The organism is Bradyrhizobium sp. CCBAU 11357, assembly GCF_028128865.1.
GTDB lineage: Bacteria > Pseudomonadota > Alphaproteobacteria > Rhizobiales > Xanthobacteraceae > Bradyrhizobium.
Window position 1 is genome coordinate 141,764 of sequence record NZ_LBJW01000016.1, and the last position, 22,391, is coordinate 164,154.

Annotated in this window: 23 protein-coding genes; 7 read left to right on the forward strand and 16 right to left on the reverse strand. The window is 65.6% G+C overall.

All coding sequences use genetic code 11. The features are described from left to right. Positions 1-214: 214 nt before the first annotated feature. Positions 215-778 carry a YceD family protein gene (locus XI05_RS04020; protein WP_271498830.1) on the reverse strand — a complete coding sequence of 188 codons (564 nt, stop codon included), beginning with the start codon at positions 776-778 and terminating at the stop codon, positions 215-217. Beyond that, the gene (locus XI05_RS04025) at positions 775-1,326 is read right to left on the reverse strand and encodes a ubiquinol-cytochrome C chaperone family protein (RefSeq protein WP_271498832.1); all 552 of its coding nucleotides are present in this window, start codon (positions 1,324-1,326) and stop codon (positions 775-777) included. The genes XI05_RS04020 and XI05_RS04025 overlap by 4 nt, the downstream gene beginning before the upstream one ends. 98 nt (positions 1,327-1,424) lie before the next feature. Between XI05_RS04025 and XI05_RS04030 the strand changes: the two genes are divergently transcribed. Together XI05_RS04030 and XI05_RS04035 are read left to right on the forward strand one after the other, a co-directional pair. Then, positions 1,425-1,910 carry an outer membrane protein assembly factor BamE gene (locus XI05_RS04030; protein ID WP_172783462.1) on the forward strand — a complete coding sequence of 162 codons (486 nt, stop codon included), beginning with the start codon at positions 1,425-1,427 and terminating at the stop codon, positions 1,908-1,910. Positions 1,911-2,111: 201 nt separating this feature from the next. Beyond that, entirely contained in the window at positions 2,112-3,125 is a 1,014-nt protein-coding gene (locus XI05_RS04035) for a Bug family tripartite tricarboxylate transporter substrate binding protein (protein ID WP_271498834.1), read from the forward strand. 173 nt (positions 3,126-3,298) lie between these two features. On the opposite strand, the gene XI05_RS04040 is transcribed toward XI05_RS04035, so the two are convergent. From XI05_RS04040 to XI05_RS04095, 12 genes are all read right to left on the reverse strand, one after another. Further along, positions 3,299-5,419 carry a sodium-translocating pyrophosphatase gene (locus XI05_RS04040; RefSeq protein ID WP_172783460.1) on the reverse strand — a complete coding sequence of 707 codons (2,121 nt, stop codon included), beginning with the start codon at positions 5,417-5,419 and terminating at the stop codon, positions 3,299-3,301. A 237-nt stretch (positions 5,420-5,656) separates the two neighbouring features. Beyond that, positions 5,657-6,655 (reverse strand): thiamine-phosphate kinase, encoded by a 999-nt coding sequence (thiL, locus tag XI05_RS04045; RefSeq protein ID WP_271498836.1) that lies wholly within the window; start codon positions 6,653-6,655, stop codon positions 5,657-5,659. A 175-nt stretch (positions 6,656-6,830) separates the two neighbouring features. Further along, a complete protein-coding gene (nusB, locus tag XI05_RS04050; protein ID WP_172783458.1) occupies positions 6,831-7,325 on the reverse strand; it encodes a transcription antitermination factor NusB in 495 nt (164 codons plus the stop codon). A 4-nt stretch (positions 7,326-7,329) separates the two neighbouring features. After that, on the reverse strand, positions 7,330-7,821 hold the full coding sequence (gene ribH, locus XI05_RS04055) for a 6,7-dimethyl-8-ribityllumazine synthase (RefSeq protein ID WP_172783457.1): 492 nt from the start codon (positions 7,819-7,821) through the stop codon (positions 7,330-7,332). A gap of 62 nt (positions 7,822-7,883) precedes the next feature. Continuing rightward, positions 7,884-8,513 (reverse strand): riboflavin synthase, encoded by a 630-nt coding sequence (locus tag XI05_RS04060; protein ID WP_271498838.1) that lies wholly within the window; start codon positions 8,511-8,513, stop codon positions 7,884-7,886. Further along, the gene (ribD, locus tag XI05_RS04065) at positions 8,513-9,661 is read right to left on the reverse strand and encodes a bifunctional diaminohydroxyphosphoribosylaminopyrimidine deaminase/5-amino-6-(5-phosphoribosylamino)uracil reductase RibD (RefSeq protein ID WP_271498840.1); all 1,149 of its coding nucleotides are present in this window, start codon (positions 9,659-9,661) and stop codon (positions 8,513-8,515) included. The genes XI05_RS04060 and ribD overlap by 1 nt, the downstream gene beginning before the upstream one ends. Then, positions 9,658-10,140: a transcriptional regulator NrdR gene (nrdR, locus tag XI05_RS04070; RefSeq protein WP_011087793.1), complete on the reverse strand. Its 483-nt coding sequence runs from the start codon at positions 10,138-10,140 to the stop codon at positions 9,658-9,660. The genes ribD and nrdR overlap by 4 nt, the downstream gene beginning before the upstream one ends. A gap of 29 nt (positions 10,141-10,169) precedes the next feature. Next, positions 10,170-11,468 (reverse strand): serine hydroxymethyltransferase, encoded by a 1,299-nt coding sequence (gene glyA / locus XI05_RS04075; RefSeq protein ID WP_212255127.1) that lies wholly within the window; start codon positions 11,466-11,468, stop codon positions 10,170-10,172. Between the two features lie 263 nt (positions 11,469-11,731). Further along, positions 11,732-11,953 carry a hypothetical protein gene (locus XI05_RS04080; RefSeq protein ID WP_025036694.1) on the reverse strand — a complete coding sequence of 74 codons (222 nt, stop codon included), beginning with the start codon at positions 11,951-11,953 and terminating at the stop codon, positions 11,732-11,734. Positions 11,954-11,990: 37 nt separating this feature from the next. Next, the gene (locus tag XI05_RS04085; RefSeq protein WP_271498842.1) at positions 11,991-12,227 is read right to left on the reverse strand and encodes a hypothetical protein; all 237 of its coding nucleotides are present in this window, start codon (positions 12,225-12,227) and stop codon (positions 11,991-11,993) included. Between the two features lie 199 nt (positions 12,228-12,426). Further along, complete coding sequence (ldtR, locus tag XI05_RS04090; protein WP_271498844.1) at positions 12,427-12,945, reverse strand: transcriptional regulator LdtR; 519 nt, start codon at positions 12,943-12,945, stop codon at positions 12,427-12,429. Positions 12,946-13,449: 504 nt separating this feature from the next. Beyond that, positions 13,450-13,953 carry a DUF6163 family protein gene (locus XI05_RS04095; protein ID WP_197952868.1) on the reverse strand — a complete coding sequence of 168 codons (504 nt, stop codon included), beginning with the start codon at positions 13,951-13,953 and terminating at the stop codon, positions 13,450-13,452. A gap of 122 nt (positions 13,954-14,075) precedes the next feature. On the opposite strand from XI05_RS04095, the gene hemB reads away from it, so the two are divergent. The 3 genes from hemB to XI05_RS04110 all read left to right on the forward strand — a co-directional run bounded on the left by hemB (position 14,076) and on the right by XI05_RS04110 (position 16,762). Further along, positions 14,076-15,137: a porphobilinogen synthase gene (gene hemB, locus XI05_RS04100; RefSeq protein WP_271498847.1), complete on the forward strand. Its 1,062-nt coding sequence runs from the start codon at positions 14,076-14,078 to the stop codon at positions 15,135-15,137. A 237-nt stretch (positions 15,138-15,374) separates the two neighbouring features. Then, complete coding sequence (locus XI05_RS04105; RefSeq protein ID WP_271498850.1) at positions 15,375-15,917, forward strand: RDD family protein; 543 nt, start codon at positions 15,375-15,377, stop codon at positions 15,915-15,917. A 68-nt stretch (positions 15,918-15,985) separates the two neighbouring features. After that, on the forward strand, positions 15,986-16,762 hold the full coding sequence (locus XI05_RS04110; protein ID WP_260370869.1) for an arginyltransferase: 777 nt from the start codon (positions 15,986-15,988) through the stop codon (positions 16,760-16,762). Positions 16,763-16,906: 144 nt separating this feature from the next. Here XI05_RS04110 and XI05_RS04115 read toward each other — a convergent pair whose 3' ends face one another. After that, on the reverse strand, positions 16,907-18,259 hold the full coding sequence (locus tag XI05_RS04115) for an Nramp family divalent metal transporter (RefSeq protein ID WP_271498852.1): 1,353 nt from the start codon (positions 18,257-18,259) through the stop codon (positions 16,907-16,909). 171 nt (positions 18,260-18,430) lie between these two features. On the opposite strand from XI05_RS04115, the gene XI05_RS04120 reads away from it, so the two are divergent. Then, on the forward strand, positions 18,431-19,675 hold the full coding sequence (locus XI05_RS04120; RefSeq protein WP_271498855.1) for an MFS transporter: 1,245 nt from the start codon (positions 18,431-18,433) through the stop codon (positions 19,673-19,675). 113 nt (positions 19,676-19,788) lie between these two features. Here the strand turns inward: XI05_RS04120 and XI05_RS04125 are convergent, their stop codons facing one another. Continuing rightward, positions 19,789-21,048 (reverse strand): adenylate/guanylate cyclase domain-containing protein, encoded by a 1,260-nt coding sequence (locus tag XI05_RS04125; RefSeq protein ID WP_271498858.1) that lies wholly within the window; start codon positions 21,046-21,048, stop codon positions 19,789-19,791. Between the two features lie 164 nt (positions 21,049-21,212). On the opposite strand from XI05_RS04125, the gene XI05_RS04130 reads away from it, so the two are divergent. Continuing rightward, positions 21,213-22,370 carry an MFS transporter gene (locus XI05_RS04130; RefSeq protein WP_271498861.1) on the forward strand — a complete coding sequence of 386 codons (1,158 nt, stop codon included), beginning with the start codon at positions 21,213-21,215 and terminating at the stop codon, positions 22,368-22,370. Positions 22,371-22,391: the final 21 nt, after the last annotated feature.

Sequence of the window (22,391 nt, forward strand, 5' to 3'; positions counted from 1 at the left end):
CGCCACGCCGCACCCGAACCGGGGCGCGACAATAGCGTTTTGTGCCCCCGAAACAACCTCTTGCCCCCAGCCTTTTGCATCCGGGGCGATCCGGCTGCCGGCCGCGGGTTTCGCAGGAAACACATTGAAATCAGACGGATAAACGGCTGTCTCAAACCACCGAGGCAAATGGCTCGCGTGCCCTGGCAAGGCGGCCGCGAGCGGAAAATGCCCCTCACTGTTCCTTCTTCTTGTCCTGCAATGCCTTCAGCACGGCGAAGGGATGGTCCTCGGGGTCGGGAGCGGTGACCTCCGCCTCGAACACGGCCCCCTCCTTGCGCGGATAGGGATCGATCGCCAGGAACAGAACGTCGGTGGCGAGCCGGCCGAGATCGATGATGCCGCCCGTGATCGGCTCGGGCGGGTCGTCGACCTCGGGCGGCGCCTCATCATCCTGCCCCTCCTCGATCAGATCGGCCAGGCGGCGCGCCTCGGCCTCGGGGGCGAACATCAGGTCCACCTCTTCCTCAATCTCGGTCTCGATCGGGTCGAGCGTGACGACGCAGGTCTGGCCGATGCGGCCGCGAACGAGGCCCGTGACCTGGACCCGCCCGCCGCTTTTCGGCACGACATCGAAGCTGGCATGAGCGGACAGGATCTCGCGCAGGCCCGCGACCTCCGCCATCGCCTGCCGCTCGGCCACTGATGCTTCGAGCTCGCGATGCAGCCCGGCGTCCGGGATCTGGGCAACGATGACGGGCGCCCGCCACGGATCGGGTGCGGTATCTGGTCGGCTCATGGCGTGACACCCTCTGGCAACGCCGGGGGAAACGTGAAGGACGCGCGCAGCAGCGCGGCCTCTTCGGCCCGGCCGAGATCGGCCTCGCTGGCCCGCGCATAGGCCTCGAGCCGCTTGGCCTGGTCGAAACCGGTCCCATTCAAGATATTCTTGCAGATCGCCGATGCCAGAGCCTCGCCGCCGGCTTCCATCGCCTGGTCATAGGCCTGGACGCGGCCGTAGAAGGCCTCGCCGAAGGCCCGCATCCGCTTCGGCACGGTCTGGTCGCCCACCCCCATCTCGCGCAGATTGTCGTCCATGTCCTCGCAGAAGCGATCGAACAGCGCCTGGGACAGCTCCGTGGCGCCCCGAACCGCGCGCAGGCGACGCAGCAGCAGCCACAGATGCAGCAGCAACAGGTCGAAACGCCCGTTAACCGTGTCGGGTACGCCCAAGTCCCGGTAAAATATGGGTTCTCGCGCCTGCGTCACGATCATGCCATAGATGGCCTCAATGGTGCCTGGCGGGGTTCGCCGGGGTTTCCTGAAGTGATTGAACGGCCAAAGCATTGTGGTTTCCGCAAGCGGGCGCGCGCGAGTTGCATTCAGACGCCCAGCCCGGTACTTCAGCGCCTCGCGCGACGCAAGGGGACGGAATCAGTTCCGCTATGACGACAACGAACCAGATCAGCCCGCGCGCGGACGTGCGGCGCGGCCTTCATGCCTGCTGGCGCGGCTTGCGCATGCTCGCGGCGACCGCAATGGTCGGCGTGGCCCTTGCGGCCTGCACCGGCGAGCAGTTCCAGAAGGGCTACATCCTGCCGCCCGGCGCGCTCGAGCAGATTCCGATCGGCGCGAGCCAGGACCAGGTGCTGATCGTGATGGGTACGCCCTCGACGGTCGCGACCCTCGACGGTGAAGTGTTCTACTACATCTCGCAGCGCTCGGAGCGCCCGGTCGCCTTCATGAACCAGAAGGTGGTCGATCAGCGCGTCATCGCGGTCTATTTCGACAAGAACCGGCGCGTGCGCCGGCTGGCGAATTACGGTCTCCAGGATGGCAAGATCTTCGACTTCATCAGCCGCACCACGCCGACGTCGGGTCAGGAGATGAGCTACCTCACACCGCTGTTCAAGCTGCTGAGCTTCAACTGAAGCCGCCGAAGGTTTCGATCGAAGCGCCTGTTGCTTCGCGTCGAACCAGCTTTCAGAGCCGGCTAATTCCATCGGAAGGTAAATGGCTTCGCGCCTGCGTCGTCGTGCCGCCCTCTGCGTGGCACTTGTCGTCGCGCGCGACTTGCGGCCGCACGTAGCGTTCCCTACGCTTCCTGCAAAGCAAGAAGCAGGAGTGGATTCGTGCCCAAGAAATTTCAGAACACTTTATTGTCGCGCCGTCGCGTGCTCGCCGGTGCTGCCGGCCTTTCGGCCGCAGCTTTTCTGCCGCGATCGAGCCTTGCCGACTGGAAGCCCACAGAAAACGTTCGGCTCATCGTGCCGGCCGCGGCCGGCGGTTCGACCGACGTGATGGGCCGGCTCCTGGCTGCGCATCTGCAAACCGCTTGGGGCCAGTCGGCCGTGGTGGAGAACCGCTCCGGCGGCGGCGGCACCATCGGCACCGCCGAGGCCGTGCGCGCCAAGCCCGATGGTCACACCATCCTGGTCGGCAATCCGGGCCCGAACGCGATCGCCTACAGCATCTTCAAGAACCTCAGCTACAAGCCGGAGCAGCTTCAGCCGGTCTCGAACATGATCCGGATTCCGAACATCGTCTCGGCGCATCCGAAGACCGGCATCAAGTCGATTCCCGAGCTGATCGCGTTCCTGAAGGCCAATCCGGACAAGCTCAGCTACGCCTCTTCAGGCGTCGGCCAGAGCCCTCACCTCACCGGCGCCTGGTTCCTCCAGCTCACCGGCCTGAAGATGACGCACATCCCGTTCCGTGGGGCCGGACCCGCGTTGCAGGCGGCGCTAGCCGGCGACATCCAGATCCTGTTCGACAACCTCTATCCGAGCCTGCCGCAGGTGCAGAACGGCACGCTCAACGGCCTGTGCGTCACCACGCCCGAGCGCAGCGAGCTCGCGAAAGACCTGCCGACCATGCGCGAGAGCGCACCGGAGCTCGCGAACTTCGACATTTCCTCCTGGTTCTCCGTGTTCCTGCCGAAGGGCGTCTCGCCCGAGGTACTCAATGCGCTCAATCTCCAGGTCAAGGCGATGCTGGAGCGCGACGACGTCAAGAAGCAGATCGCCGCCATGGGCGCCCGCGCCGACTACGGCACGCCGGAGCAGTTCGCCGCCTTCGTGGACGCCGAGACGAAGAAGTTCGCCGGCATCATTCAGAAGGAAGGCCTGCAGATGGACGTGCAGTAGGTCTCTCCCTCGTCATTGCGAGCGAAGCGAAGCAATCCAGAATCTCTCCGCGGAGAGACCCTGGATTGCTTCGTCGCAAAGAGCTCTTCGCAATGACGTGGTGAGTGTGGCGGATCAATAAAACAAAAACCCCGCGGTTTGCACCGCGGGGTTTTGTCTTTCACCAGCGCCGCTCAGTGCGCCAGGATCGCCAGCAGCAGCAGGGCCACGATGTTGGTGATCTTGATCATCGGGTTCACCGCAGGTCCCGCCGTGTCCTTGTAGGGATCGCCGACGGTGTCGCCGGTCACCGCGGATTTGTGGGCATCAGAGCCCTTGCCGCCGAAATGACCGTCCTCGATGTACTTCTTGGCGTTGTCCCAGGCGCCGCCTCCCGAGGTCATCGAGATCGCGACGAACAGACCCGTCACGATCACTCCGAGCAGCATCGCGCCGACGGCCGAGAACGCCGCCGACTTGCCGGCCGCGCCACCGCCCGCGATCGCATAGATCAGGAAGTAGACGACGATCGGCGAGAGCACCGGCAGCAGCGAGGGGATGATCATCTCCTTGATTGCCGCGCGGGTCAGCAGGTCGACCGCCTTGCCATAGTCAGGCTTGTCGGTGCCCTGCATGATGCCCGGCTTCTCGCGGAACTGGCGACGCACCTCCTCGACGATCGCGCCGGCCGCACGGCCGACCGCGGTCATGCCCATCGCGCCGAACAGATACGGCAGGAGGCCGCCGAACAGCAGGCCCACCACCACGTAGGGATTGTTCAGTGAGAAGTCCGGATTGACGCCGGCAAAGTAGGGATGCTGCGCGGAGCGGGCCACGAAGAACTTGAGGTCCTCGTTGTAGGCCGCGAATAGCACCAGTGCACCCAGACCGGCCGAGCCGATCGCGTAGCCTTTGGTGACCGCCTTGGTGGTGTTGCCGACCGCATCGAGCGCGTCGGTCGACTTGCGCACCTCCTTCGGCAGCCCCGCCATTTCGGCAATGCCGCCGGCATTGTCAGTGACGGGGCCGAAGGCGTCGAGGGCGACGATCATGCCGGCCAGCGCCAGCATGGTGGCGGTCGCGATCGCGATGCCGAACAGCCCGGCGAGGCTGTAGGTGACCAGGATGCCGGCGATGATCACGATCGCAGGCAACGCGGTCGCTTCCATCGAGATGGCGAGCCCCTGGATCACGTTGGTGCCGTGGCCGGTGACCGAGGACTGGGCGATCGACTTCACCGGACGATAGTCGGTGCCGGTGTAGTATTCGGTGATCCAGATGATCAGCGCGGTGACGACGAGACCAACCACGCCGCACTCGAACAGCGCCATGCCGGTGTAATTGACGCCGTCGAGCTTGCCGAAGCCGATCAGGTAGTAGATCACCAGGGCGATGCCGATCAGCGACAGGATGCCGGTCGCGATCAGGCCCTTGTAGAGCGCGCCCATGATCGACTGGCTCGGCCCGAGCTTGACGAAGAAGGTGCCGATGATCGAGGTGATGATGCAGATGCCGCCGATCGCGAGCGGCAGCGTCATCATGTTGGCGAGGATCGGCGTCTTGGCGAAGAAGATCGCCGCCAGGACCATGGTGGCGACCGCGGTCACCGCATAGGTCTCGAACAGGTCGGCGGCCATGCCGGCGCAGTCGCCCACGTTGTCACCAACGTTGTCGGCGATGGTCGCGGGGTTGCGCGGATCGTCCTCGGGAATGCCGGCCTCGACCTTGCCGACGAGGTCGCCGCCGACGTCCGCACCCTTGGTGAAGATGCCGCCGCCGAGACGGGCGAAGATCGAGATCAGCGAGGCGCCAAAGCCGAGCGCCACCAGGGCGTCGACGACGACACGGCTATCGGGCGCGAGCTTCAGCGAGTGGACCAGGAAGCCGAAATAGAGGGTCACACCCAGCAGCGCGAGACCGGCCACCAGAAGTCCGGTGATGGCGCCCGCCTTGAAGGCGAGCTCCAGGCCGCCGGCGAGCGACGTCGTCGCAGCCTGGGCGGTGCGCACATTGGCGCGCACCGAGACGTTCATACCGATGAAGCCCGCAGCGCCGGACAGGATCGCGCCGATGGCGAAACCAATCGCGACATATAGCCCGAGGAAATAGGCAAGCAGCACGAAGATGACGATGCCGACGATACCGATCGTGGTGTACTGGCGCCGGAGATACGCCTGTGCGCCTTCGCGCACGGCCCCTGCGATCTCCTGCATGCGCGGCGACCCCGCATCCGCGCCCAACACCGAAGACGTCGCCCAAATTGCGTAGGCGACGGAAAGCGCTCCGCAGAGCACTATCAACCATAATGCTGTCATGTGATTTTTGCCTCAGATTCCTTGATGTACCCCCGGCGCCTTTTGTGTTCCGTCGTGCGGTGCGGCGCCTTGATTTTGAACAAAGCCGCCCCCTTGCCCTCAAGGGGCGGCTCCAGTCGGCCGCGAGCTTGCCAAAATCAAATTGAGGGTGCAACGCCGGATAGGGCCGAAAAGGCCGATCTCGGCAGGTATTTAGGACCAAGTGCTGAGAACTAAGATGCCGGGTTGGAGCAATTCCTAGAAGTGGCTGTAGGACAGCCGCGTCAAAAGCAGGTCCTGGCCCTGACCATCCAGGAAGCGCGGCGGCTTCTGCCCTTCCGTGATCGTACCGATCTCGGTCACGGCAACGCCCAGAGCCCGCCCCGCGGCAATCAGCGCGTCGCATTGTGCCGGCGGAGTGGTGCACAGCACCTCGTAGTCATCGCCTCCGGCAAGCAGCGTCTCGACAGACCCGACCTTGTGGGCGCGCAGGCCGGCCGCCGCGGCCGAGAGTGGCACGCTCGTCACGTCGACCGAGGCCGAGACCCCGGACGCGGCGCAGAGCTTGGTCAGATCGCCGGCGAGGCCATCCGAGACGTCCATCGCTGCGGTGGCATGGTCGCGCACCGCCCGCGCCAGCACGTTGCGCGGCTGCGGCACCCGATAGCGCGAGACCAGAAAATCCCGTGCCGCGGGATCGGATGCCAGCGCGGCGGCCGCGGCGCCGCCTTTGAGCACGTCGAGGCCGAGCGCGGCATCGCCGATCGTCCCCGTCACCAGGATGCGGTCGCCCGGCGTTGCGCCGGTCCGGCCGACCATCCGCCCCCGAGGCACACGGCCAAAGGCGGTGATCGAGATCATCTGCGGGCCCGGCGTCGACACCGTGTCGCCGCCGAGCAGAGGACAAGCGAAGGTCTTGGCGTCCTCGCCCAGCGCGTCCGCAAAGGGACGCAGCCAGGCATCCTCCTTGCTGCGCAACGCCAGCGTCAGCACGAAGCCTGCTGGCGTCGCTCCCTTTGCCGCGAGATCGGACAGGTTCACCCGCAGCGCCTTGCGCGCGATGGTGTCAGGCGGATCACCGGCAAGATAATGCACGCCCTCGACGATAGCGTCGGTGGTGACGACGACGTCCTCGCCGGACGAGGACAGGACCGCAGCGTCGTCGACCAGCCCGAACGCGCCGGGATCGGTCGCAAGCGGCTTGAAATAGCGCGCGATGAGGGAGTCTTCGCCGGAGGGATCGTGTGAGGTAGCCATGGATGTCAGCCTCACCCCTCGCTGTCATCGCCCGGCTTGACCGGGCGATCCAGTATTCCAGAGACGGTTACGTAGAATCGACCGGCCGCGGCGTACTGGATCACCCGCCTTCGCGGGTGATGACAGCGGAATATGGGGCAGCCGTCTCGCATCACTTCACCGCCCTCGTGGGAAACTACCCCCGCCCGAACTCGTCGCCGCGAAACTGCCGGCCGATCTGGTCGAGCACGGCGTTCACCATGCCGGTCTCCTCGCGATCGACGAAGGCGTTGGCGACGTCGACATATTCGGAGACCACCACCCGGCCGGGCACGTCCTTGCGGTGCTGGAGCTCATAGGCCCCGGCCCGCAGCACCGCCCGCAGGATCGCCTCGATCCGCTTGAGCGGCCAGCCCTTCGACAGCGCCTCGTCGATCAGGGGATCGAGCTTCTTCTGGTCGCGTACGACGCCGGAGACGACGTCGCGGAAAAAGGCGGCTTCCGCCGGCAGATACGTGTCGCCCTCGACCTCGTTGCCGAGCCAATGGCTTTCGAACTCGGCAAAGATATCGTTAATGCCCGCACCGGCGATGTCCATCTGGTAGAGCGCCTGGACGGCCGCGAGCCGCGCCGCACCGCGCCGGTTCGCCTTCTTCTCCGGAACGCCCGCCGGTTTCTTGATCTCAGCCATGGCTTCAGGCCTGCGCCAGGCGGCGTTTGATGCGCAGCATCGCAAGCGCGGCGCGCGCGGCATCGCCGCCCTTGTTGAGCTCGCTGGCGCGCGCCCGCGCCCAGGCCTGCGCCTCGGTGTTGACGGTGAGGATGCCGTTGCCGAGCGGCAGCTTCCGCGCCACGGCGAGGTCCATCAGCGCGCGCGAGGATTCCTGCGAGACGATCTCGAAATGGATGGTGTCGCCGCGGATCACGCAACCGAGCGCGATCACCGCGTCATACGGCTTGCCGTTCGCCGCCGCGGCATCGACCGCGATGGCCACTGCCGCTGGGATCTCCAGCGCACCGGGAACCGTGATGACGTCATGCGTCAGGCCGGCTGCCTTCAACTCGGCGACTGCGCCGTCCAGCAGCGCGTCCTGGAGATCGTCATAGAACCTTGCCTCGACGACAAGCGCGCGCGCGCCGGAAATGTCGGTCTGGTCCTTCAGGGGTGCGCGCCGCGCGTCTGCCATCGTTCAATCCGTTTCGAAAGGGGTCGGCGCTATGTAGGCGCCGGAAGCATGTAAGCCAAGTTCTAAGAGACCGTCATTTCCGTCAGCCGCGCCGCATAACGGGCCATCAGATCGACCTCGATATTGACCTCGGAGCCCGCCTTCCAGCTGCCGATCGTCGTGACATCAAGCGTGTGCGGAATGATGAGCACCGAAAAGGTCACGTCTGCAACCGTATTGATCGTCAGCGAGACGCCGTCGAGCGTGATCGAGCCCTTGGTGGCGATGAATCGTGCCAGCTCCCGCGTCGTCGAGAGCACGAACCGCGCCATATCCGGCAAGTCCTCGCGGCTGACGATGGTTGCAATGCCGTCGGCGTGGCCGGCGACGATATGGCCGCCGAGCTCATCGCCGATCTTCAGCGCGCGCTCGAGGTTGAGCTTCGTCCCGACCTTCCAGTGCTTGGCCGTCGTCAGCGCCAGCGTCTCGGCCGCGGTATCGACCTCGAACCAGGTCCTTTGCTTAGAGTCCCTGCCGTCCGCAACGCCCGAGGCGACCACGGTCAGGCAGACGCCGTTGCAGGCGATCGAGGCGCCGTCCGCAATGGTGCTCTGATCGTAGCCGCAGGCGATGCGTAGCCGGTGCAGCTGGCCCTGCGCCGTTGGCGTGAAGCTGACGATCTCGCCGATATCGGTGACAATGCCGGTGAACATTACGCGCGCTCGTAGATGGTGAGAGTATCCTTGCCGTAGGCCTCGCTAGCATGAACCTTGTAGGCCGGCGACTGCGTGATTTTCGACAGGGGCAATGCATCGAGCGCATCGACGCCGCCGTCGCCGACCGCTTCCGCGCCGCGGAACAGCCAAATCTCGTCGACGAGATCGGCCGCGACGAACGAAGCCGCAATGCGGCTGCCGCCCTCGACCATCAGCCGCGTGATGCCCTTCTCCCCCAGCACATGCAGCACGGCAGAAAGATCGAGCCCGGATGCACTCCCCGCAGGCATGCGCATGATTTGCGCACCGGCCGCGCCAAGGCGTGTCGCGGCGGCCGCTTCCGCAAGCTCGGAAGCGATCACCCAAAGCGGCGTCTCGCGCGCGGATCGAACCAGCTGGCTCGATGCGGGTATGCGCAGGCTGCGGTCGAGCACCACACGCACCGGCGAGCGCTCCGCCATGCCCGGCAGGCGGCAGTTGAGCTGCGGATCATCCGCCAGCACCGTGCCGATCCCGACCAGGATGGCGTCGCTCTGCGCGCGCAGAAGATGCACGCGATTGCGCACCGCCTCGCCGGTGATCGCGAGCGGTTTACCGCCGGCCGCGCCGATCTTGCCGTCGGGCGAGACCGCGAGCTTCAGGATCACATGCGGACGCTTGTCCCGGATGCGGCGGAAATGGCCGGCATGGTCGAACGCGGCCTCCGCCGCGCAAAGACCGACATCCACCGTGATGCCGGCAGCGCGCAGGCGCGCATGGCCCTGCCCCGCCACTTCCGGATTGGGGTCCTCGATCGCGGCCACCACCCGATTGATGCCGGCGGCGATCACCGCATCGGCGCAAGGCGGCGACTTGCCGAAATGCGAGCACGGCTCCAGCGTGACATAGAGCGTGGCGCCCCGCGCAGCCTCGCCGGCGCGCCGCAACGCTTCGGGCTCGCCATGCGGCCGTCCGCCCGGCTGCGTCCAGCCGCGGCCGACGATGACGCCATCCTTGGCGATGACGGCGCCCACGGCCGGATTGGGCCAGGTCCGCCCCTGCCCGCGCCTGCCCAGCACGAGCGCCAGCTCCATGAAACGGCGATCAGCATCCTTGGCCTCGCGGGCCTTCTGCGCGAACTGGTCTTCCAGGATGCGGAAGATCATTTGCGGATCGCGGCGAGCCGCGCTTCCTCCTCACCGGAGAGCTCGCCGAGTACGTCGGCGAAATCCTTGGCCTCGCGGAAATTGCGGTAGACCGAGGCAAAGCGCACATAGGCGACGTCGTCGAGCGTGCGCAGATGCTCCATCACGGTCTCGCCGATCACCTCCGAGGAGATCTCGGCCTCACCTCCGGTCTCGAGCTCGCGCACGATGGTGGAGACCATCTTCTCGACCCGCTCCGGCTCGACCTGCCGCTTGCGAAGCGAGATCTGGACCGAGCGCATCAGCTTGTCGCGGTCGAACGGCACGCGGCGGCCGTTGCGCTTGATCACCGTGAGCTCGCGCAGCTGCACGCGCTCGAAGGTGGTGAAGCGAAAATTGCAGGCGACGCACACGCGCCGCCTGCGGATCACGGACGAGTCCTCGGTCGGACGCGAGTCCTTTACCTGCGTATCGAGACTGTTGCAGTTCGGGCAGCGCATCCGTGTACCTTGAAAGGTTTTCTTGGACCTTACTGATAGATCGGAAACCGGTCGGTGAGCGCCTTGACCCGTTCCTTGATCGCAGCCTCCACCAGCGGCGCCTTGCCGTCGGAGGATTGCGCGATCGCGTTGAGGACCTCGGCGATCATGCCGCCGACCTGCTGGAATTCGGCGACGCCGAAGCCGCGGCTGGTCGCAGCCGGCGTGCCGAGCCGAATGCCCGAGGTGACGAAGGGCGATTCCGGATCGAACGGAATGCCGTTCTTGTTGCAGGTGATGGCGGCGCGGACCAGCGCCTTCTCCGAGACGTTGCCCTTCAGGCCCTTCGGCCTGAGATCGACCAGCATCAGATGATTGTCGGTGCCGCCGGAGACGATGTCGAGACCATGACCCTTCAGGGTCTCGGCCAAGGCCTTGGCGTTCTCGACGATGTTCTTGGCGTAGACCTTGAAGTCCGGACGCAGCGCCTCGCCGAAGGCGACCGCCTTCGCCGCAATCACGTGCATCAGGGGACCGCCCTGCAGTCCCGGGAAGATCGCCGAGTTGAGCTTCTTGGTCAGCGTCTCGTCATTCCACAGCATGAGGCCGCCGCGCGGACCGCGCAGCGACTTGTGCGTCGTGGTGGTGGTGACGTGCGCGTACGGCACGGGCGAAGCATGCACGCCGCCGGCGACGAGCCCGGCGAAATGCGCCATGTCGACCAGGAGATAGGCGCCGACGCTGTCGGCGATCTCGCGGAAGCGCTTGAAATCCCAGGCGCGCGAATAGGCGGAGCCGCCGGCGATGATCAGCTTCGGCTTGACCTGCTCGGCCTGCTTGGCGACCGCATCCATGTCGATGATCTGGTCCTCGCGGCGCACCGTGTAGTGCGCGGCCTTGAACCACTTGCCGCTCATGTTGACGGGCGAGCCATGGGTGAGATGGCCGCCGGCGGCGAGATCGAGACCCATGAAGGTGTCGCCGGGCTGCAGCAGCGCCAGGAACACCGCCTGGTTCATCTGGCTGCCGGAGTTCGGCTGCACGTTGGCGAAATTGGCGCCGAACAGCTTCTTGGCGCGATCGATCGCAAGGTTCTCGGCGACGTCGACCCACTCACAACCGCCATAGTAGCGCGCGCCCGGATAACCTTCCGCGTATTTGTTGGTCATGACCGAACCCTGCGCTTCCAGCACGGCCCGGCTGACGATGTTCTCGGAGGCGATCAACTCGACCTCGTGGCGCTGCCGGCCGAGCTCGCCCTTGATGGCGGCGGCGATTTCCGGATCGGCCTGCTCGAGCGAGGCGGTGAAAAACGAATCGGGCGCGGAGGCGGTTTTTGCGAGGGTCATCTTGCGAATATCTCCACCGCCGCAGCCTTTTGGCGGGCTACGGGCGGGTCTGGTGTGGCGGTCGGAAGCACGCGCGATCTACCACATCGGCCGCAACAGGCCAAGCATTTGCGGGTCGGGCCTGATATTTATGCAAGATATGGTGGGATTGAGGGTTTCAGCCTGGGAGCGGTTTTGCAAGACCCTGCCCATCAATATCCGGGTGGGGCCGCTTTGGGCCTCATCTTTTGCCAGCTGCCATCGGGCGCAGCCGGCGCCCCTCCTCACAGCCCCGTATACCCCGCTTTCACCGGGTCGACGCTGCCGTCGAGCTGGCGCAGATAGGTCAGGCCGCAGACGGTCAACCTGTGGGTGTCGGTCTCGCCGGCTTCCATCAGGATATTGAGGTAGTTCGTGACCTTTTCACGCGCCTCGGCGCTGGCCGCCGCGGTGCGGTTGGCGAGCAGGTCATAGGTCTGCATGATGCGGTCGATGGCGGCTTCCATGGCATCCTCTGGTTCGTCGGGATCTTGGGGGTTTTGATCAGGCAACCGCTCCGGCCTCGGTCTGCGCCTGGAACCGGGCGATGGCCTTGTTGGCCAGCCTGATCTTGTTGAATTCGCCCTGTTGAAGCAGCTTGACGATCAGGCCGAGCAGGCGTTCATCGGTGACGAGAGTGTCCGGGATCGCCCCGGAGCGGCGAAGGTAGTTTGCGGCGATGGCATAGGCCTCGCTGACGAGTTCCACGTTCATCACCTGAAGCCCGCGCTCGACCAGCATCGACGTTTCTCCGATCCGAAGGAGATAAGTGCCGAGCCGGGAACTGGTTCCTGGCAGCCAGGGATTTTTTCGCAGGTGCAAAAACATCAACGCACCGGTCCGGGGGCAACTCCGGACCGGCGCGCTTGGGGAAGTCAGGCACGTTCGGGAGGGCTGCCGGTCTTGTTGCGGGCCGGCTTCGCCCTGATCCCATTAAAACTCAGAGGCGATAGAGGATCTGGTCGGTCCAGAACCGCTCGAGACGGTGCAGCGACTTGTTGAGGGTCGCGAACTCGTCGCCGGAGATGCCGCCGACCTGCTCCACCGTCTTGACGTGCTTCTGGTAGAGCGTGTCGACGATGCGACGGACTTCCTGGCCCTGCGGGGTCAGGCGGATGCGCACCGAGCGGCGATCGACGCGCGAGCGCTGATGATCGAGGAAGCCGAGCTCGACGAGCTTCTTCAGATTGTAGGAGACGTTGGAGCCGAGATAGTAACCGCGCGTGCGCAATTCGCCCGCGGTCAGCTCCTTGTCGCCGATGTTGTAGAGCAAGAGCGCCTGGACCGAGTTGATGTCCGCACGGCCGCGGCGATCGAATTCATCCTTGATCACGTCGAGGAGACGGCGATGCAGCCGCTCCACCAGAGTCAAAGCTTCCAGATAGAGCGACTGCACCGAACCCTGCTGGCCGGAGACGCGCTCTGCGGTATCTGCCGCAGTTGCGACGGCTTTCATCATGACACTTCCCCTGTTGTCGTTTTTATCGACACTTATTCGACGAAACTTGTGTCCCGTCTGATAGCTGCAACTTAAGGGGCGCGTTTGAAGATCGGCTTAAATAAGAGAATAAAGAGATCATGAATTTAAGACAGTGAATTGCGCATTAAGCCTGTGCCACAAGCACTTTTCGAAAGCCTCTGTTGACCTTCGCAAGGTCCTGTTCACCCTCCGTCCGCCCCTGTTGTCGCATTCCAGAACAGCCCCGCCCTGTTTCGAAACGCATGCGTAAGAGCTGTGGCGGAACCGGCTGGTCAATGAAAACTTACCGCGAATTTTAGGCAACCAGCGGTCAACCAAACGCGCACAACTCCGCTCGTGTCCCGGAAGAGCGAAGCGAAGATCCGGGAAGCCCCAAACGAGATGTCGAAGAGATGGGCCCCGGCTCTGCAACGCGTCACGTCGCAAGCGCGGCGCGCTGCCCTGCGCCGGGGCACGAGAGCATCTATCTAAGCCGTTGCTGCGCTACGGCGGCCGCTCGCGCGCGGCCATCCAGGCGAGCGCGAGATATGCGGCGAGCATGAAGACCTCGACGCCGACCACGACGAGGCTGCCGCCGTAGATCCCCGGGAACATCAGCTCGATGACGGCCATCGACACCACGGTCGTCAGCCACACCACCGCGCCCCATGGCGTCGCGAGCCAGAGGCCGACGGCGGCGACGAGTTCGATCACGGCGAAGTAGACGGTCGCGGCCTGCCAGGCCATCGACTGGTTCTCGAACGCCTCGTCCTCGCCGCCGACGAAGCCCGTGACCTGCGCCCAGTGATAGAGACCTTTCAGGATCGAGAGCAGCGCCATCACCCGCAGGAAAAGCACCAGCCGGCGGGTCCAGACATTATCGTCGGACTCCGAGCGCTCCGAGGAGATCGCCGCCACCGAGAGCGCGCTCTCTCGGGCAGTGTCTCGGGCGGCGTCCCTGGCACTGGCGCCGCCCTGGGCCGCATCGCGGGTGGAGATCTCGGACATGGCCCCTTCTGGCTGCTTCGGCCCGCAAAATCAATCGGCTCCCATCCCTTGCGGCAGGTCAAGCCGCGGTGACGGGAACCGTGCGAGCTGGTATAAGAATAATTCCAGCCGGAGGAAGAGTAATGGCGATCAAATACGGACGTCCGATCGAATTGCGCGACGTTTCGCGCCGGGACAGCACGGCAGTGCCGCATGCCCTCGATCTGACCGTCCGCCCGCGCCGCAACCGCAAGGCCGAGTGGGCCCGGCGCATGGTGCGCGAGAACGTCCTCACCACCGACGATCTGATCTGGCCGCTGTTCCTGATCGACGGCACCAACCAGCGCGAGCAGGTCGCCTCGATGCCCGGCGTCGACCGCCTCAGCGTCGACCAGGCCGTGCGCGAGGCCGAGCGCGCCATGAAGCTGACCATCCCCTGCATCGCGCTGTTTCCCTACACCGATCCCGCCTTGCGCGATGAGGAAGGCTCCGAAGCCACCAACCCGAACAACCTGGTCTGCCAGGCCGTGCGCGCGATCAAGAAGGAGTTTCCGGAGATCGGAATCCTCTGCGACGTCGCGCTCGATCCCTTCACCAGCCACGGCCATGACGGCCTGATCTCCGACGGCAAGATTTTGAACGACGAGACGGTCGCCGTGCTGGTGCGCCAGGCCTTGGTGCAGGCCGAAGCCGGCTGCGACATCATCGCGCCCTCCGACATGATGGACGGCCGCGTCGCCGCGATCCGCGAGGGGATGGATCGCGCCGGCCTGCTCGACGTGCAGATCATGGCCTATGCGGCCAAATACGCCTCCGCCTTTTATGGCCCGTTCCGTGACGCCATCGGCTCGGCCAAGACGCTCACCGGCGACAAGCGCACCTATCAGATGGACAGCGCCAACACCGATGAAGCGCTGCGCGAGGTCGAGCTCGACATCGCCGAGGGCGCCGACATGGTGATGGTGAAGCCCGGCATGCCCTATCTCGACGTGGTCCGCCGCGTGAAGGACACCTTTGCGATGCCGACCTTCGCCTATCAAGTCTCCGGCGAATACGCGATGATCGCCGCGGCCGCGAACAACGGCTGGCTCGACGGCGACCGCGCCATGATGGAAAGCCTGCTCGCCTTCAAGCGCGCCGGCGCCGACGGCGTGCTGAGCTATTTTGCGCCGAAGGCGGCGGAGAAGCTGCGCAGCCAAGGGTAAGGTCTCGTAGGGTGGGCAAAGCGAAAGCGTGCCTACCAATTCATCCATCGCGTACCACGGCGGACAATCGTGGGCACGGCGCTGCGCGCCTTTGCCCACCCTACAGCATCCGCGCTTGTGACCTCCCCCGCCCCCGAATCGCCGGAATATTTCGGCTTGCTGCCGCCCGCGCGCCCTTGGCACGGGCATGGCCTGTTCCCATGTCCTGCGACGGGGGCTTCGCTGGGAGAACGGACTATGTCGTACGACTCGGGCAATTCAGGCGCCTGGCGCAGTGACGGCGCCATGCAACCGCACGCCTACGACCCCGACCTGCATCCGGAGCTGTTCCGGGGTGTTGCGACGCGGCGGGTGTTCGCCTTCCTGATCGACCTCGTCATCGTCTCGGTGCCGGTGATCCTCGGCTATATCTTCATCTTCGTGTTCGGCGTGGTCACGCTCGGCTTCGGTTTCCTCCTTTATGGGATCGCCTGGCCGGCCTCCGTGATCTGGGCCATCGTCTATTACGGCGCCAGCATCGGCGGTGCGTCCTCCGCCACGGTCGGCATGCGCCTGATGGATCTGGAGCTGCGCACCTGGTACGGCGCGCCCGGCTATTTCGTGCTCGGCGCCACCCATGCCGTGCTGTTCTGGGTAACGGTCTCGTTCCTGTCGCCGTTCGTGGTTCTGGTCGGCCTGTTCAACGGCCGCCGTCGCCTGCTGCACGACTTCGTGCTGGGAACGGTGGTGATCAACAATTCGGTTCGCATCCCCGCACCCCAGGCGGCGCGAACGTGGTGAGCTAATCGATTGACCGGGGGCTTCTGGAGCGCGATGCTGATGCCTGTTTTGGAGGCCCACGACGTCCCTTGACCCAGCACTCGCGCGACACCCCACAATTTTACCTCACGGCGCCCTCCCCCTGCCCGTATTTGCCGGGTCGGCATGAGCGCAAGGTGTTCACGCATCTGGTTGGGGACCGCGCCGGTGACCTCAACGATCTCTTGACCCATGGCGGCTTCCGCCGCAGCCAGTCGATCGCCTACCGGCCGGCCTGCGACCAGTGCCGTGCCTGCGTCTCGGTCCGGGTCATCGCCAACGAGTTCCGCCCCTCGCGCAACTTCCGCAAGGTGATGGCCCGCAACGCCGACATCATCGGCGAGCAGCGCAGTGCGGTGCCGACCTCCGAGCAGTATTCGGTGTTCCGCGCCTATCTCGACGCCCGCCACCGCCACGGCGGCATGGCCGACATGACCGTGCTCGACTACGCCATGATGGTCGAGGACAGCCATGTCGAGACCCGCATCATCGAATACCGCAAGCGCGGCCCCGACAGCGGCCTCACCGGTCGCGGCGAGGAACTGATCGCGGTGGCGCTCACGGACGTCCTCAGCGACGGCCTGTCGATGGTCTATTCGTTCTTCGATCCTGGCCAGGTCAGCCGCTCGATGGGCACCTTCATGATCCTCGACCACATCGCCCGCGCGCGACGTCAGGGGCTGCCTTACGTCTATCTCGGCTACTGGATCGAGGGCTCCAAGAAGATGGACTACAAAGCCCGCTTCCTGCCGCAGCAGCGCCTTGCCCCGTCAGGCTGGCTGCGCATCGACGCGCAGGGCGACACGGCATCCGAGCCACAGGATTAGCTCAGCTAACGCGCACTCGCTCTCTGTCATGCCCCGCGAAGGCGGGGCATCCAGTACGCCGCAGCTTCTCGGTCCTATCGCAGGCCTCACCGAGTACTGGATCGCCCGCCTTCGCGGGCGATGACAGCAACGTGGCGGCGCCACTCACCCGAACAGCGTATCGGCCAGCAGCTTCACGTTCAAAATCACGATAACGCCGGCGACGATCCAGGCGACCGCGGCGACCGATGTCGGTATCGCAAACTGGCCCATCTTGCGGCGGTCGGAGACGAAGCGGACCAGCGGGATCACCGCGAAAGGCAGCTGCATTGACAGCACGACCTGGCTGAACACCAGCAAATCCGCCGTGCCGCGCTCGCCATAGATCGCCGTGACGATGATCACGGGGACAATGGCAATGCCGCGCGTGAGCAGGCGGCGCGCCCAGCTGGGCAGGCGCAGGTTGAGAAAGCCCTCCATCACGATCTGGCCGGCGAGCGTCGCGGTGACCGTCGAATTGAGGCCCGAGGCGAGCAGCGCCACCGCGAACAGCGTCGAGGCGATGCCGAGACCGAGCAACGGCGACAACAGCTCGAAGGCCTGTCCGATCTCGGCGACGTCGGAATGACCGCTCTTGTGGAAGGTCGCAGCGGCCACGACGAGGATCGCTGCGTTGATGAACAGCGCCAGCATCAGCGCGATGGTCGAGTCCGTCGTCGCCCATTTGATCGCTTCGCGGCGGCCGGTGTCGTTACGCTCATAGGCGCGCGTCTGCACGATCGAGGAGTGCAGGTAGAGGTTATGCGGCATCACGGTGGCGCCGATGATGCCGATCGCGATGTAGAGCATGTCGGAATTGGTGAAGATCTCGCTCTTCGGCACGAAGCCGCGCAAGACCTCCGCCACCGGCGGAGCCGCCGCCGCGATCTGAACCACGAAGCAGACCGCGATCACCGCCAGCAGCGCGATGACGAAAGCCTCCAGGAAGCGGAAACCACGGTTCATCAGGATCAGAAGCAGGAACGCATCGAGCGCGGCGAGCAATGCGCCGCCGATCAGGGGAATGCCGAACAGAAGTTTCAATGCGATCGCCGTGCCGATCACCTCGGCGAGATCGCAGGCGATGATCGCCGCCTCACAGGCGAGCCAGAGCAGGAAGTTCACCGCCGGCGAATAGGTGGCGCGGCAGGCCTGGGCGAGATCGCGGTCGGTGACAATGCCGAGCCGCGCGGCCAGCGACTGGAGCAGAATCGCCATCAAATTCGAGAGCAGGATGACGGAGAGCAGCGTGTAGCCGAACTTCGACCCGCCGGCGAGGTCGGTCGCCCAATTGCCGGGGTCCATGTAGCCGACCGAGACGAGGTAGCCCGGCCCGACGAAGGCCAGCAGCCGCCGCCACCACCGCCCCGCGGCGGGAATGGCAACCGTGGAATTGACCTCAGCGAGGCTCTTGGTGGTGGGCGCATCAGTGCGCCAGCCGGCGACGTCAGGCGTCATGTGGGGTGATCGGGCATCCATATCGGCAGAATACCCAACTTCGTTCTTATTGCAACTCATTTGCAACTGCATCTAGCGGCAAACGTTACCGCCTCGGACTCGTGGGAAATCGCCTCTTGTCGGGAAGCGGGTGGGTTTGGTGGTCGTCGGGGGCCAACATTGGCGCAAATTCGCCCTAGCAGGATATGCGCCATGTCAACGCCCCCTCGCCTCCCTGGCACTTTCAACCGCCTCGCCTGGTCGAATCTCGCCGCGCAGTCGGCCGAGCAGATTGCGCTCGCGGCAGCGCCCATCGTCGCCGTGCTGACGCTGGGCGTTGCCGAAGGGCAGACCGGCCTGCTGCAGACCGCGCTCACCCTGCCTTTCGTCCTGTTCGCCATCCCCGCCGGCGTGCTCGCCGACCGCATCTCCCGCCGCAGGCTGATGGCGAGCGCCGAGGCGCTGCGGGCGGTGGCGCTGGCGGCCATCGTGCTCCTGCTCGCGCTGGAAGGCCTCAACTTGCCGCTGCTGGCCCTGCTCGGCTTCGCCGCGGTGTGCGGCACCGTGGTCTACAGCGTGGCGGCGCCGGCGCTGGTGCCCTCGCTGGTGAGCTCCGACCTGCTGCCGGCGGCGAATGCGCGCATCGAGCTGGCGCGCACCATCGCCTTCGCCAGCGGCCCTGCACTCGGCGGTGCGCTGGTGGGATGGTGGGGAGCGAGCCCGGCGTTCGGCTTTGCCGCGGCGCTATCGGCAATTGCCGTCGTGCTGCTGTCCGGCATCTACGAGCCCGCGCGCGCGCCTGCGCCGCGACGGCATCCGCTCCAGGACGTCCGCGAGGGCGCGGCCTTCGTGTTCCACCATCCGCTGCTGCGGCCGGTGTTCATCACCCAGTTCATCTTCAACACCGGCTGGTTCCTGCAGATCGCGGTGTTCGTGCCCTACGCCGTGCGCCATCTCGGCCTCAGCGCCGCCGGTATCGGCACGGTGCTGACGATGTACGGCGTCGGCATGGTGATCGGCGCGCTCCTCGCCACCCGCGTGATGCAGCGCATCGCCTTTGGCACCGTGGTGGGGCTCGGCCCCGTCACCGGCTTCGTCGCCGCCCTGATGATGGCATCGACGGTGCTGGTCCCCTCGCCCTGGCTTGCCGGCTTGAGCTTCTTCCTGCTCGGCGTCGGCCCGATCCTGTGGGTGATCTCGACCACGACGCTGCGCCAGTCCGTGACGCCGCCGCGCCTGCTCGGCCGCGTCTCCGCCATCAACATCATGAGCTACGGCGCCCGCCCGCTCGGCTCGGCGCTGGGCGCGATCGTCGGCGGCTTCTGGAGCGCGGAAGCGTGCCTCTATCTCGCCGCCGCCGTGTTCGGCGTGCAGGCGCTGGTGATCCTGCTGTCACCGGCGGTGGGACTGGACCGGCAGCCGGACATGGTGGGAGATGAAGCGGCGGCGCGGTGTTAGCCACAGCCGTCATTGCGAGCGCAGCGAAGCAATCCAGAATCCTTCCGCAGAGACAGACTGGATTGCTTCGTCGCAAGGGCTCCTCGCAATGACGTATGTTGAGACCGCGGAGACTAACCCGCCAGGTAACGCTCGTAACTTCCCCTCACCGGCTCGCTCGCATCGACTTCCGGATCGAGCGTATAGAGATCCTGCGCGCGGCCGATTCCCCGCAGCGCATAGCGGCCAGTGGAGACGAGGTAGCGGCGGCCGGCGGCGTCGAGGCCCTTGTAAAACTCGGACGAGGCCAGCAGCTCGCGATCGACCGAGCGGCTCATCGAAGCGATGCGGCTGACCTCGTTGACGGTCGGGCCGACCACGGTGAAATCAAGCCGGTCCTCGCTGCCGATATTGCCGTAGAAGACCTCGCCGACATGCAGGCCGATATAGGCCGACGTGGTCGGACGGCCCTCCGCCGCGCGCCGCTCGTTCAGCGCGGCGACGTTCTTGCGGAACAGGTGCTCGGCGCGGAGCGCCGCACGCCGCGCATCCGCCATGTCCTCGCCCCAGAACATCGCGAGCACGCCGTCGCCGATCAGCTTCAGCACGTCGCCGCCGGCTTCGTGGATCGGATCGATCACGGCCTGCGCGTAGTCGTTGAGGAATGGAATGATCTCGTCGGGACCGATGCTCTCGCTGATCCCCGTCGAGCCGCGCAAATCCGAATACCACAGCACGGCGTTGATGCGCTCGGTGACGCCGCGCGAGATGCGCCCGCGCAGCACCTGCTCGGAGGCGTCACGGCCGAGATAGACCCGGCCGAGCGTGCGCGCGATGTCGACCTGCTGCGCCGACTTGATCGCAAGCCCCAGCACCGGAACCAGATCGCGCAGCGCTTCCAGCTCCAGTCCTGAGAAACCGCTCTCGCGGCGGGTGGTCCAGCAGGAATAGAGGCAATCCATCAGGCCGAGCGCGCCGTTCTCGCCGAAGCGGTGGACGAAGGCGAGATAGTGCTTGTGGCCCTTCTCGGCGAGCTCGCCGATCTGCGAGAAATCCATCGACGGCGCATCGGCGAGATCGATCACCATCTCGTCGTCGCCATTCTCGAGCATGTGGAAGAACACCGAGCGGCGCCAGCTCTTGGCGGCGTCGCCGTCTGCGGTCGAGCCGTATTCGAAGGCATCGCTCTCGTTGCTGGGACGATCGCTCCAGCGGAAGCCGCGGCCCTCATAGATCGGATGCAGCGTGTCGATGACGACGAGGCCACGCGACAGTTCCAGCCCCTCGGCGCAACAGCGCTCGCAGAAGCCGCGGAGCAGTTCATTTTCAGGCAGGCCCGTGAGCCCCTGGCCGGTCAGCCAGTTCATCAGCGAAAGGCGCGAGGTGACTTGCATACTCCATTATGGCGTGCATTCGTGACGAGCGGAAGGCGGATGTCCGTATACAACCAAAAGGCTCCCCGTCGGCAGCAGGTCGAATATGCCGCAGACGCTGTTGACGCGCTCTCGCCGCGAGTTGCAAATGCGCCGATGACACGGCCGATCAGAAATACGAGGACATGACCCAGCGCCAGCTTCCGATCATCCTGGCGCTCGGCACCACGCAGACCCTGGCCTGGGCCTCCAGCTATTATCTGCCGGCGCTGCTCGCCGACCCCATGGGGCGCGATCTCGGTGTCTCCTCCAACTGGATCTTCGGCGCGTTCTCGGCCGCGCTGGTGATCTCCGCGATGCTCGGCCCGCGCATCGGACGGCAGATCGATCTCGTCGGCGGCCGTCAGGTGCTGTCGGCCTCCAACCTGACCATTGCCGCCGGGCTCGTGCTGCTCGGCCTCTCGCAGTCCGTGACGGTGATGGCGATCGCCTGGCTGGTGCTCGGCATCGGCATGGCGATGGGACTCTACGATGCCGCCTTCGCCGCTTTGGGGCGCATCTACGGCACCGAGGCGCGCCGGTCGATCACCGGCATCACGCTGATGGCGGGCTTCGCCTCCACCGTCGGCTGGCCGCTCACCGCATGGGGCCTCGCCCATATCGGCTGGCGCGAGACCTGTTTTGCCTGGGCCGCTGCCAACATCCTGATCGGCCTGCCGCTCAACTTCTTCATGCTGCCGGCGATCAAGGGCGCCAAGCAGGCGGCGGCCACGGCCGAGAAGCCGCATGTGCCGCTCGACCGCACCATGATCTTGCTTGCCTTCATCTTCGCGGCGGTCTGGACCGTCACCGGCGCGATGGCCGCGCATTTCCCGCGCATCCTGGAGACGACGGGGGCTACGCCCACCGAAGCGATCGCGGCCGGCGCATTGATCGGCCCGGCGCAAGTCGGTGCCCGCATGCTGGAGGCCGGCTTCCTCAGCCGCTTCCATCCGCTGTGGTCGACACGGCTCGCCTGCCTCACCCACCCGGTCGGCGCCGTGATCGTCGCGATCTTCGGCGGCGCTGCGGCGAGCGCGTTCGCGTTGTTCCACGGCTCCGGCAACGGCATTCTGACCATCGCGCGCGGCACGCTGCCGCTGTCGATCTTCGGTCCGAAGGATTTCGGCTATCGCCTCGGCATCATCGGCGCACCGGCACGGATGGCGCAGGCGGTGGCGCCGCTCGCCTTCGGCCTGCTCATCGACCTCATGGGCGCCAAGGTGCTGATCGTCTCATCCGCACTCAGCCTCTCGGCACTGGCAGCGCTGTTCCTGATCCGCGCCGGCCGGCGGCCGGATTGACCGCACCAATGGTTTCGCGCA